The organism is Mesorhizobium sp. LMG 17147, assembly GCF_024297145.1.
Lineage (GTDB): Bacteria > Pseudomonadota > Alphaproteobacteria > Rhizobiales > Rhizobiaceae > Mesorhizobium.
Map to the genome: position 1 here is coordinate 27,292 of NZ_JANCTC010000018.1, position 12,140 is coordinate 39,431.

Consider the following 12,140-nt stretch of genomic DNA (forward strand, 5'->3'; position numbering starts at 1 on the left):
AGTGTCGTCCATGGCCCTTACCAATGCTGGTAACGAGGCAGAACCTGTCGAACAATCGAGCCATTCTGAGGTCGAGCAGCACAGCACCAAGGTGCTGATGCTGGGCGCGTTGGGCGTGGTTTACGGCGATATCGGCACCAGCCCGATCTATGCATTCCGAGAGGCGTTGCACGCATCGGCCGGTGGCAACGTCGCCAACCGTGGCGACATCCTCGGCGTACTCTCGCTGATCATCTGGTCGCTGACGATCACCGTCACCATCAAATACATCATGTTCGTGCTCCGTGCCGACAATCGCGGCGAGGGCGGGGTGCTGTCGCTGATGGCGCTGGCGCGCAACAGTTTCCCGACGCGCTCGGCGGTGATCCTCGGCATCGGCATTGTCGGCGCGGCGCTTTTTTTCGGCGACGCAGTCATTACGCCGGCGATCTCGGTGCTGTCGGCGGTCGAAGGTATGAATGTCGTCACGCCGACATTCCAGCCCTATGTGGTGCCGCTGACACTGGCCATTCTGGCGGTCGTGTTTGCGGTACAGCGGTTTGGCACCGGCGGCGTAGGATTGGTGTTCGGGCCCGTTACCGCGCTGTGGTTCCTGGCCATCGGCCTTTCCGGCCTCAACCACATCATGGACGACCCGGAAATCCTGCTGGCAATCAGCCCGCATTATATCGTGTCATTCCTGATCAACTCGCCCGAAGTCGCCTTCGTCACGGTTGGTGCGGTTTTTCTCGCCGTCACCGGCGCTGAGGCGCTCTATGCCGACCTCGGCCATTTCGGGCGCAAGCCGATCGTGCTTGCCTGGCTGGCCATCGTGTTTCCTTGCCTGTTGCTCAACTATGTCGGGCAAGGCGCCTTCGTGCTGGCGAATGGCGGTGTCGTCGGTCATCCCTTCTTCGAGATGAACGAAGGCCGGATGCTTATCCCGATGGTGGTGCTGGCGACGGCGGCGACCGTGATCGCCAGCCAGGCGGTGATCTCCGGCGCTTTCTCGCTGACCAGGCAAGCAGTGCAGCTCAACATGCTGCCGCGCCTGGAAATCCTGCATACGTCGGAAAGACAATCCGGCCAGATCTATATGCCGCGCGTCAACATGCTACTGGCGCTCGTGGTGATGCTGCTGGTGGTCGGCTTTGGCGAATCCAGCAAGCTTGCCTCGGCCTACGGCATTTCGGTGACAGGCAACATGCTGGTGACGAACATACTGCTTTATGTCGTCATGACGCGCATCTGGAAATGGCCGCTCGGCGTCGCGATAGCCTTAATGGCGGTGTTCGTCTTCATCGATACCGGCTTCTTTGCAGCCAACATCGTCAAGTTATTCGAAGGCGGCTGGGCCTCGCTTGCCATTGCCGCAGTGATCGTGATGACCATGTGGACTTGGATAAGAGGCACCAGGTATCTATTCGACAAGACGCGCAGGAACGAGATTCCGCTCGATTCCCTTGCAGGCAATCTGTTGAAGAGGAAACCGCAGCTGATGTCCGGTACGGCCGTGTTCCTGACCAGCGATCCCGCCAGCGCGCCGACCGCGTTGATGCACAGCCTGAAGCACTACAAGGTGCTGCACGAACAGAATGTCATCCTCTCGGTGGTGACGGCGCAACAACCCGTCGTGCCCGACAGTGACCGGGTCAAGATGGAAACGATCAACGAGCTGTTCATGCGGGTGACGCTGACCTTCGGCTATATGGAGCAGCCCAATATCCCGCGCGCGCTGGCGATTTGCCGCAAGCAGGGCTGGAAGTTCGACATCATGACGACCTCTTTCTTCCTGTCGCGGCGCTCGCTCAAGGCCTCGCCCAATTCCGGCATGCCGGTCTGGCAGGACAAGCTGTTCATCGGGCTGGCGCGCACGGCGGCCGACGCAACGGAATATTTCCAGATCCCGACCGGACGCGTCGTCGAGATCGGGACACAGGTGGCGATTTAGTGCATGCCGCAGTTCAGCAGCTGAGAAGCCACTTGAGCGTGTCCATAGAAAGCGCCTCACTGAATACCAAACATCCCATCCTCTGTTTGGTACGTTTCCAACTCTTGATATCTTTAGGAATTGACCCAAGGATCGCTGCTTGGGTTCTGTCTCGGAGGCGCGACTTCGGTGAGCAGAACTCTAGCAGCCCTTTCCCAGACTCTCCGCATGAATCGGAGTAGCCTGCTTCCATCGGCGATTTACATCATGGGCATCGCCGTTGAGCGACGGCCACGCTTCCGCCCTAATGGGAGGAACAGCTATGGTCAGTAACACCAGCTCAATGAGTGGCATTGCCTATCCCAGCGACCTGGCTTTGTTGAAGCAGGTCTTTGATCGTGTCTGCGCCGAGGCAGGTATCTCCGTTAGCCGCATGCAGGCGGAGCGCCTGAGCGTGAGCGTAATGGCACTGTTCTCGGACGGCGAGTTCGATGAGGCCGTTCTTTATGAACGCTTAAGCTTGATGCCCGCTCCTTGCCCAGAACGGGCAGCGTATGACCTCCGATCATCAGGAAGTCCTCACGAGCCTTGTAGCTCGTTATGAAACCGTAGTGTCGATACAGGACCGGATCGTTGAGCACGACCGGGCGTTTCGGGCCTAGCATCCGAATTGGATGAAGGCCTACTGGAGCGGCTGCTCGTCTCGTTACGGAAGGCCCGCGTCGCCCTGGAGCGCGAGATTGGGCCTACTTTTTAGTCCCGCTGTAACTATCGTTGGAGGTTCGCCACCGAGAGGAATTGGCCACGGACCTCGACAGTGGCTGCACCGAGACGGATCGACCGCTGCAAGTCTTTAACCGACGTGGACCTGCATTTGTTCCCCTAATGCAACCATCCCTGATCTGCGGGTTACGCAAAAGGCGGGGAACCTCGGCCGACATGATAAAGCGCGACATAGCTGGGCATAAGTCCCTTGCAGACGCCGTTCGGGAGTTGATCGGAACCGAAGACAATCGTCGTCATGTACAGAAGCTGTTTGGGCCAGTCGACACAGAGCTAAGCCCAACCCTAGCTTCATTACTTGAGGCGGAGAAACTGCTGACCGAGGCGAGCATCGGCGCGGTGCTGGATGGCCTCGGTCTCGCGCGTTATGACGAGGGCGTAAGCGACCTGACGGACGAACTTCGGCAGCTAGCCGCCACTGACGGGACGGTGGGAATGATAACCGGCGCCGTCGCGATCGCCGAACGCCACGGCTTTGCGCGCGCCCTTGGAGCCTGGCTCGCCGACGCCCTGCTGGCGCAACGGCTGGGTTGGGCACACGCGGTGCCGTTGCTCGGCGCCGAAGCGGCCCTGGGCACAAGCGTCCGCCCGCGTAGATCAGCAGCCAACTCGGTGGCGACAGGCATTGAGACCGATCCTGAGCGTGCCAAAAGTCTGCTTGCCGCGCAGGCGCGGGCTGCGCTACGCGCCATCGATCTTTCCGCCGAGCTCGAGCGCCGCTCGGACCGGCTGCTTGCTGTTGCGCCGAAACTCAGGGCCAAGGCGGCGGATCTTGTTGTCGACAAGCTGCTGTCCGACGATGCGATCGTTGCCTCGGAAAAGATCGCCGGTAGGAGTGGCCGTGGGCTGCGCCGCCTGTTCGACCGTCTGGTCGAGCTAGGCGCCGTCCGAGAGCTATCCGGCCGCCCGACCTTCCGCATCTACGGGCTCTGACGATAATGGTGCAAGCGGCGCGCAGGCGAGGGGGGAGCCGGTCAGATGACCGTCGATCAGCTGACCAGCTGTTTGACCGGGAGCTGGATCACCTGCCGCCGGAGGCGCGTTGGCGCGAATGGATGAACCGTGTCGAGGCCACGATCTTTGCTGCCGGTGAACCAGTCGGCCGCGAGACGCTGGCTCGCGTCGTCGGCAAAAGCTGCAGCATTGATCTTCTCATCGACGACATCCGCGAAGAACTGCGCGGTCGACCCTATGACCTCGTTGCCGTCGCTGGTGGCTGGAAGCACCTGACCCGGCCTGCCTATGCCGATGCGATCCGCAGTGCATTTGACACAGCCGTTGGCGGCGGTGGGGGTGCGGGCGATCTCACGCAGTCGGAGGTGCTGGTGCTGATGTGCATCGCCTATTTCCAGCCGATCACCCGCGCCGAGCTTTCTTCCTTCTTCGGCAAGGAGATCAGTCGCGATTTTATTGGTCATCTGCGCGGTGCCGGTCTGATCGCTTCCGGCCCGCGTAGCCCGACGCCGGGCGCGCCCTACACTTATGTCACGACCAAAGAATTCCTGCTGGAGTTCGGGCTTGATACGCTGCGCGATTTGCCGGAGACGAGGCGCTCGAGGACGCCGGGTTGCTGTCGAAGGAGAAATTACTGGCTGGTGACATCATCCCTGACTTTGTTGTCGACCAAGATTACGTCGGAGTCGAACTCGACAAATAGCCGTGCCGCTTTGCGAGTGAGTTTTGTCCGAAATTCGTAGCATATTTCTGACCTCTCAACCGTGATCTCGTACGAAATAGGACTACATCTTTCGGACAAAGTCCCCGGCATTAACCCGCCAATCGCTTCGGTTGCCGCCCGAAGCGCCAAGCTAGTCGCGGAGCCTCAACAGGTTGTCCTAGGTTAGGTCGAGGCGACTGATAGGAGGTTTGGAGCCTCGGCGCCTGCCCAATTTCAAAGGCGTCGGGCACGCTGGAAAGGCTGACTTGGCTGCGCTCGAGCTGCCCATTCCAACGACGGGGAGGGGACACGACATTTGACCGACCTGCGATCAGTGATGCGCATGATCGCGTTTACAGGGACGGCAGGCTCAGCCGTGTTGGCCGGGGCGGAAGTGCTATCACAAGAGTTGCTCGCTACGCCGGGATAAGCTTCTTGACCTCGATCTCAGCCGAATTCGGCATGTCATCGGCTTCGTACTTGCGGACCCTGGCGATGATGTCCTTGGCGCGCGTGATCTTGTCGTTGCGCCATTGGGCCACTTCGTTCGCCGACAGGTTGTCGAACACTTTGAAGAAGTAGTCCTTCTGGGTGTAGCAGCCATAAAAGCCCAGGCCGACGATCCATTTTTCGAGGCCGTACGAATCGTAGACATAGCCGGCTTCTGCGTTCCAGAATTTGACGAGGCGCACGGTTGGCTTGATCAAATAGGAATTGTTGCCGTTGACAGTCTCGAGCGTGCTGTTGAAATCGTTCGGGTTCGTGCTTTGCCACTCATCGGGACCCTTGGGGATCTGATACGTCGTGCCCCACGAGAGCAAGGCGGGCACTAGGTCGAACTTGATATGGTTGAGCTCCAGCACCACCGTGGGGCTCGATTGGTAGAGTTCGGAGTTGGCGTATTTCTGCTCGGCGAACTTACGCAGTCGGGTGAGGTAGGTCTGTGGGTTCAGTCCGCCTTTTTCAAAAACGATCATGTAGTCAACGTCCGAGTGCGCATCCATCTTGCGGGGAAGGATCGTGCCACGGGTGTGCGAGCCGAACCGGAAATGCGACGTTAGGCCATCACCGGCGACCGTGAAATAACTGGCCAGCCGGGAGCTCAAGGTCGTGACCGAGGTCGCGATCGAGGCCTTCTCGTCGGCCGAGAGCACCGCGTCGCTTGCACGGGATACGAGGTAGCTATTGACTGTCATTGGTGGGAACCTTTGTCGACCGCGTGCTTGGGTTCGCCGGCGTTAATGCCGTCGCGGGCCCTCTTAAAATCGCGGTCTGAAAAAGCAGGGCTTGCCTGGTTCAGTTCATCGCGCCGCGTGGTGAAGCCTTTCAGGGCGGTCAGCACGGTTTCGGCATCGGGCGTGTTGTCGAGTTCGACCTCGCGGAAAACGCGGGAATTGTTGCGTAGCGCCAGGTACTGGTCGCCCGAACTCTTGTGGTCAGCCGACTTCTCACCGGGTTTCAGGAACGTCATCAGCGACGTGAGGACGGCAACGCAAAGCGCCATAGAACCCGCGGCGACAGGATAGTCCTTGAAAAAAGCAGCGCCCGCTGCGGTGCTGAGGATCACCGAGGGAATGCCGAAGACATAGTTCCACACCGCCCAGCGCGCTGAAGCGTTGAAGTGCGCTTTGCCGGAATGAATACAATCTTCTTCCATGCGGAGAAGTTCATCTCTCACGCGTTCCCGCGTCACGTCGGGCATGATGTCTCCTTTGGAGGAGAGAACTAGCACGCCTCACCTGGCCAAGCTGCGGAATTTCAATTTATCCCCTTCTTTCAGCGGGTTAGTCTGGGACGGAACGTCGAAGCAACAGCTGCGGCTTGGTTGGGGGAATACTGCTGCCGGAGGTGCTTGGCGCGCCGTAGTGCCGACGTCGCTGCTAGCAGCCGTCGGACACGGGGCTCGATGCGGCCAAGGCCATTTTTGCTTCAAGGCGGGAGGCCTTTTCCGGGGTGTCAATATACTGAGAAAGATCCGGTTTCGGCCCGAAGATATGCCGCCAGACGATCTGGATTTCATTGTTGTGTCGGCGGACCTCGGTGCTGATCGTCGGTACGAGACGCGCATGGGCACAAATCAGCGCATCGCTCGACCGGTCCTGGCCGACCGTCATCCGGTACGCGAATTGAGCGATTGTTCGATTGAACCGGCGAACTTTGTGCTTATCCGTGACGTCGCGGTGCCGTGTCAGGACGCCAAACGGCTGACGCTTGCTTGAACCGCGCACCAGCATGCGGGCGGTCAGGGGAAAGATCAGCTCGATGTCACCGGAGTGATCATAGGGGGTGCGTGCGAGCAGCGGTTCGCGCGGGTCATATGTACACACCGGATTGTCGGAAGTCAGGAATGGGATGTCGGTCTTGTTGTGGAGAACCTCGAAGCCAAGCCGAAAGCAGAGATCGCCGAACGTCTTGAATTCGTCCTCCATCGCGAGCAGTGTTTCATGCGGATTGACGCCGACCGGCACGGTGTCGAACTGACCGGCGTAGCGTTCCAATTCTGGCGGCAGTTTGCCGATTTCCTCGAACACCTTGCATTCGCTTCGCAGCTTAGCCTCCAGCATAAGCGCGATGCGATCTCGGGTCGCCGGAACGCGCGTCCGCATGATCGTTTGCATGCCTTGGACATTGAAGGATAAAGCCGGTGAAAGACGACGAGCCTGAAGCGCACGGACGGTCTCCGGCCAAACGGTCTCGATCGGATTCCAGAGGTCTTCGAATCTGTGGTTTTCTTGACCGCCACCGGGGAGTTTCTGAGAGTAATAGTAGTTCTCGTACCCAGTTGCCCTCGGCTGCTTCGGCAGCGGTGCCTCTGGCGCCTCGGCCCGATAGACTTGGACACGGCCGCGGTCATCGGCGAAGCCTTCCATATAGGTGACCGAGATGAAGTGGTGTTTTCGGTTCTTCCGTCCCGCCCCGCTGCGGACCGGATTGAAGATGCTAAATGGCCTCACATCGCCATCGATGGGGACGTCTCCCCATTTGCCAAAAAACAAGGGTGACTGCTCCATGGTCCTGTGGTCGGGCTCCCCGGTCACTGCACCTTGTCGGGCATGACCCTGCGGATTGGGATCCTCAGCTTCGGCTCTTCACGAAGCGCCGCGTGGCGTCCGTTTTCACCACCCTGATCGAATTGTACTGGCTGGCGAGTACCTTGTAGTCGACGATCAGCTTGCGGGCCATCAGATAGGCCAGAGCGGGGTTTATGCGCCTCGGCTCCCAGCCGTACCGCTCGGCGACCTGGCCTGTATCGTGGGGCATCGACGGGTCGTTGATCAGGTCGGCAGCGATACGCAGCGCGTCATCTTCGGGCGACCAATCCATGAAATATTTGTCGAATGTGGCAAACAGGTCCTCCTTGGGCAAGACGCGGCCGAAGCTGACGGAAACCAGATCGCGCAGCTCGTGCAGAGCGTCCTCGATGTCCTCCTCTGACGCTTCAATGGTGGCCGCCAGCTCATCTACCCCTTTCTGAGGGTGCGAGAACATTGCATCCGACGTCTCCTCAACAAAGATCTTGGCAATTGCCGTTGCGACCTTGGAGTAACCCGTCGCCGGCTGCACAGCCGCAATGGGCGCTGCGCCGAGCTGCGGCTTACGCGTCACGCCATGGATGTCGTTCACCAGATTGCGCACGCCTTCGTCTAGGCGCGCGGCATCAAGTTCTGGCGAGAGCATGCCCGACAGAAGCGGCGGCAATTCCCGTGCCGCGACACCGTAGCGAAGGGCTATGAAGCGCGCCTGCCCAGAGATGCGGCGGACCAGGCCGGCATCCATCTCCTGCTGGACCCACGGCTTCTGCATGGCGCTCGGAGTCAGCAGCACGATGAAATGCGTGCAGTTGCCCAGTCCCTCGTCGATTTTGCGGCGCAAGGAATCTCCGGAACGGATCTCCCATTCCGCCCACCAGGTATCGATTCCATCCGCCATCAGGGCGCGCGCGACCGTCTCTGCTAGCTCGCGATCGTCGAACGAGTAGCTGAGAAAGGCTTTCGGGGAGCCCTGTTGCAGGGGCAGGAACACAGTCGACGCCTGCTCATTGTCGCTCATCTTGTCCTTCACCAGCGCGAGAAGCTGCGGCGAGCCCTCAATACTGAGCCGCAAATCGTCAAGGGCTTCTCCAAGGACCAGGACAGTGGGAAATTCGCCTGTATCAGGATGGCGAATGGCACTGAACCTCTCCCACAGCTGTTCCTTGATGCTCTCGACAGCCGCAGCTTCAAAATCCTTTGCAAAATCCCCCGAATCAAACGGCCGGCCATTGTATCGCATGCCCATATTGAGTCCTCGTGTTGGTCCCTTGATATGAACATACGCAGAACAAATATCAAAGGGAGGCCAATTGAAAAACCACGGTAGATTATGGGTCCGGTGCCGGAAATCTTTCGAGTTTCCGGAGCCGAGGGATCCATATCGAGGACAATGGCGTGACGGCAGGACTTGAACCTGCGACCTCCTCGCCCCTAGATAGCGGTGTCACGCACCACCCCGGTCGAAAGCGAGGCGCTCTATCCTCTGAGCTACGCCACGATCTGCCTATGCATCGTTGTCCACGACCAGCTGCGGCTTCTTACGCTTCAACCGGTTCGATCTCTCCTCGGCCGCCTTCTTGATCTCGGCGGCCTTTTCCAAGGCAAACGGCCTGGCGGCCTCGATCAGGCCATCGAAATGATAGCGGTTCGTCATGCTGCCATTGGGCGTGTTGCGCCGTTCCTCCCGGCCAAGAAGTTTAAGGGCCTCGAGCGCGGCAATGCGTTTCTGAATGGTGCGGGGCGTCACCCCGATTGCCTTGGCGATCGTCTCGACCGAGGGGTGGGGCAGGTTGTCGGGCAGCCACCAGTACTGGACCAAGTGGATGATGATGTTCATGTCGAGCGCATCGAGGCCGAGAGCCTGCTGCTTCTCGATGATGATGTTGGGGAAAGCGCTCCAGCCGGTGGCCATGAGTGCCTTGGTCCACTTCTTCTCGTTGGTGCGTAGCTTGTCGACGTCTGCTTTGGCGGTTTCTGGCTGGGCCATATGAGGCTCCCTGTGGTGAACTGCATCCAGATATGGTGGTTTCCCGTGATGACGCAAGGGCATTGGGGACGGTTCTGCATTCAGGGGGAGGGTGTTTCACGGTTCGTCCGGCCTACGTCTCTTGATTCAGGGGCCGGGGACCCGCGCTACACCCGAAGAAGATGACTTGATAATATGAAGTGTCGATCAGATGAACCGTGCTATATGCAAGCGATAAGATAGGTCCCCCTGACCCAAGGTTCACCCGGGGTATTGACAATCGGGTTGTCGACACCCATAGTTCCGTCGTGAGCATCGCTCCGGGGTTGGCGCCAGGCGCCAGCCGAACTTTTCAAAACGAAGGCCCGGCTAGTCCGGGTCTTTGTTTTTTATCCTGTCAAAGCAGCTGTATTTGATGCCACGGGACGCCAGCTCCTCGGGCGGCAGGTGCGCGTCGATGAGACGCTTGTGACCCATCAGGGCCCTATAGGGCCGGTAGGACGGGTCATATCCGCCCTTGGCCATCGGATAGAGGTAGAGATCGGCGATCTGCAGCATCGGTGTGGCTTTGGTCCTGCCGCGGGGCTCACCGCGCACGATGTCCTTGAACTCTTCTGCGGTCAACGACCCGTAGCCGGCCGAGTTGGCGCCGTCGAACGGCATGCCCTGCGTCTTCAGGATGCGCATATAGGCCACCAGATCACGGTCCTCCGCCTTGCCGGCACGTTCGAAGAACACGCGCAGCTTGCAGTCCTGGCTGCGGGCGTATTTAGCGGCGCGCTCGATCAGGATGCAGTAGGCGGTCTTGCACATGAACCAAAGTTGATCCTGATACCGGTCGCGGTAGCGGGCCACATAGCCCGGGCGGTCGATGACTGCGGCAATCCCAATGACGGGCAGGGAGAGCAGCATCCGTTCCAGGTCACCCAGGAACTCGTAGGCAGCCTCAGGCTTCTTCAGCCAGCCGAAGTCGCCGCGCCCGCCCCTGATCGCCCAGGAGTGTAGGGGGTACGTTATGCCGTGTTGCTGGCAAAAGGCCTTGTGGCGACTGTAGAGCTCATCGACATCTTCCTCGTTGATGAGGATCCCGCCGAGGGCGAAATAATCCATCTCGTCGCGGCGCTTCTCTTTTGGCTCTCGGTCCGGCTCTCGGCTGCCGCTGTCATCGAGGTAGAGGTGGATTTCGCGGTCTGTCACGGGCAGGCTTTCATTGCCCGCACAGCTTGGCTCAAAAACCGGAGGCTGCATAGCAATCTGATGACCCGGCCGGGCGAGGGGGTTCAGCGCGGCGGCTTCTTGGCGTTGCGTTCCGCCTTTGACGGATCATCCGTAACAAAGGGCAGCTTGCCCTCGTTCCCAAACCCGATATCCAGTTTAGATTCGCCTTTCTCAATCGGGGATGGACGCGGATGCTTCTATGGCCAACACATCCAAGCCCGCGATCTCCTGCATCACCTTGCCGGCGATGCCCTGCAGATCGCCGTACATTCCGACGGTCGACTCGATGACACCCTGGATCTGAGCCTCCCGCTTGGCCCACAGGCGGATTGTGGCTTTCCGTTCCCTGGCAAGGTCGTCCTGCATATCGGAGAATTTCTCGACGATCGCTTCGACCCGGTGGCGAAACCTAGGGCCAGTCAGATAGCCGTAGACCTGCTCCATCTTGGTGGCCTGGCCGTCCTGGGCGAGGCGGGAGTTGGCGAGCTCGATGAGGGACTGCCGGAGCATGATCGCGATCGGAATCGCGCATTTGGGATGGGCGATGTAGACGCCATCCACCAGATCGAACGTTTCGACCCCCGCAGGCAGCGCCTCGGAGATCATCAACGCAATGTCAGCCTTGGCCGCACGCTGGTCCGCCCGGAGCTTTCCGAGCCAGCCCGGGCTCCAGTTCCTAGTGCGTTTTGATTCCCACAGGATCGCTCCGCAGGGCTGGCCGGCCGGTCCCACCACGCGCTGCAGCACGTCACCACCGAACTCACCTTTGGCGACGGGTTCGATGATGTCCATCGGGAAGCGGCTAGCGATCAGCGACTCCAACTCGAGCTCAAGGACCTCGCCCTGAAGCTGCTGAGATCCTTGCTCGGCGCGGCGCTTCAGCTCCTCGATCTGGCGCTGCATGCCGGCGATCTGTTCCTCTTTCTCGGCCACCTTCATCTTGAGGCCGTCTTCGGCTTCGGTCCTGGCCTTGACGCGGACGGCGTCCAACCCTTCCTGGATTCTCTTTTCGATGGTCAGCGCCATTTCCCGCTTTTCATCGTCGAGGGCCCGCTGCTGCTTCATAAATTCGGCCTGTTGCAGCTGCGCCGCGGCGAGCTTCTCGTCCCGCGCCATCAGCGTCGCCTCCAACTCGCCCAGCTTCCTGTCCTTGTCTTCAAGGTCGGTCGAGACCAGCAGCTTCGCCTTACGGGCCTCTTCGGCTGCTATCCCGGCACGCTCAAGCTTGAGTTTTTCAGAGACCTGGCCGTCGATGTCCTCCCGGGCGGCGTCGATCGCGTCCTGTTTGCGCTGAAGCTCCTCTTCCCGCGCCGCCATGACGGCATTGCTCTGCGCAAGGCGCCGTTCGTATTCCTCGCGCGTGGCCGCAATCAGCGGTGCCGCGAGCGACTCGTTGAGCTTAATGTCCGTCTTGCAGCTCGGGCAGCTGATTGTCGGCTCATTGAGAGTCCTGGGCTGCACAGTCATCGGACACTCCGTCGGGAACAAAAGATGTTGCAATGTATACAGGAACGCGGCCACCTCGAAAAGAACAAAAAAGGAACATACCAGTTATCCCCCGCATAGGTGTTCGTG

At 59.8% G+C, this 12,140-nt stretch carries 9 protein-coding genes, 1 tRNA gene and 1 pseudogene; 3 read left to right on the forward strand and 8 right to left on the reverse strand.

What is annotated here, in order from left to right; translation table 11 throughout:
* Positions 1–10 precede the first annotated feature (10 nt).
* The 3 genes and pseudogenes from NMG46_RS24150 (at position 11) to NMG46_RS24160 (ending at position 4,349) form a co-directional block, all read left to right on the forward strand.
* Positions 11–1,930, forward strand: coding sequence for a potassium transporter Kup (locus tag NMG46_RS24150; protein WP_254820028.1), 1,920 nt, complete (start codon positions 11–13; stop codon positions 1,928–1,930).
* A gap of 918 nt (positions 1,931–2,848) precedes the next feature.
* On the forward strand, positions 2,849–3,625 hold the full coding sequence (locus tag NMG46_RS24155) for a DUF1403 family protein (protein ID WP_245460780.1): 777 nt from the start codon (positions 2,849–2,851) through the stop codon (positions 3,623–3,625).
* Between the two features lie 5 nt (positions 3,626–3,630).
* Positions 3,631–4,349 (forward strand): annotated as a pseudogene (locus NMG46_RS24160) (SMC-Scp complex subunit ScpB).
* Positions 4,350–4,765: 416 nt separating this feature from the next.
* On the opposite strand, the gene NMG46_RS24165 reads toward NMG46_RS24160, so the two are convergent.
* The 8 genes from NMG46_RS24165 to NMG46_RS24200 form a co-directional block, all read right to left on the reverse strand.
* A complete protein-coding gene (locus NMG46_RS24165) occupies positions 4,766–5,503 on the reverse strand; it encodes a nucleotidyltransferase (RefSeq protein WP_236378329.1) in 738 nt (245 codons plus the stop codon).
* A gap of 38 nt (positions 5,504–5,541) precedes the next feature.
* A complete protein-coding gene (locus NMG46_RS24170) occupies positions 5,542–6,051 on the reverse strand; it encodes an SLATT domain-containing protein (protein WP_029356699.1) in 510 nt (169 codons plus the stop codon).
* A gap of 178 nt (positions 6,052–6,229) precedes the next feature.
* A complete protein-coding gene (locus tag NMG46_RS24175) occupies positions 6,230–7,360 on the reverse strand; it encodes a DUF4238 domain-containing protein (RefSeq protein WP_095517164.1) in 1,131 nt (376 codons plus the stop codon).
* A 64-nt stretch (positions 7,361–7,424) separates the two neighbouring features.
* Complete coding sequence (locus tag NMG46_RS24180; protein WP_095517089.1) at positions 7,425–8,627, reverse strand: toll/interleukin-1 receptor domain-containing protein; 1,203 nt, start codon at positions 8,625–8,627, stop codon at positions 7,425–7,427.
* A gap of 147 nt (positions 8,628–8,774) precedes the next feature.
* Positions 8,775–8,879 (reverse strand) — tRNA-OTHER (locus NMG46_RS24185).
* Positions 8,880–8,885: 6 nt separating this feature from the next.
* Positions 8,886–9,368: a helix-turn-helix domain-containing protein gene (locus tag NMG46_RS24190; RefSeq protein WP_023679072.1), complete on the reverse strand. Its 483-nt coding sequence runs from the start codon at positions 9,366–9,368 to the stop codon at positions 8,886–8,888.
* A gap of 348 nt (positions 9,369–9,716) precedes the next feature.
* Positions 9,717–10,544 carry a DUF3800 domain-containing protein gene (locus NMG46_RS24195; protein ID WP_236378326.1) on the reverse strand — a complete coding sequence of 276 codons (828 nt, stop codon included), beginning with the start codon at positions 10,542–10,544 and terminating at the stop codon, positions 9,717–9,719.
* Between the two features lie 192 nt (positions 10,545–10,736).
* The gene (locus NMG46_RS24200) at positions 10,737–12,032 is read right to left on the reverse strand and encodes a DUF2130 domain-containing protein (protein WP_029356705.1); all 1,296 of its coding nucleotides are present in this window, start codon (positions 12,030–12,032) and stop codon (positions 10,737–10,739) included.
* Positions 12,033–12,140: the final 108 nt, after the last annotated feature.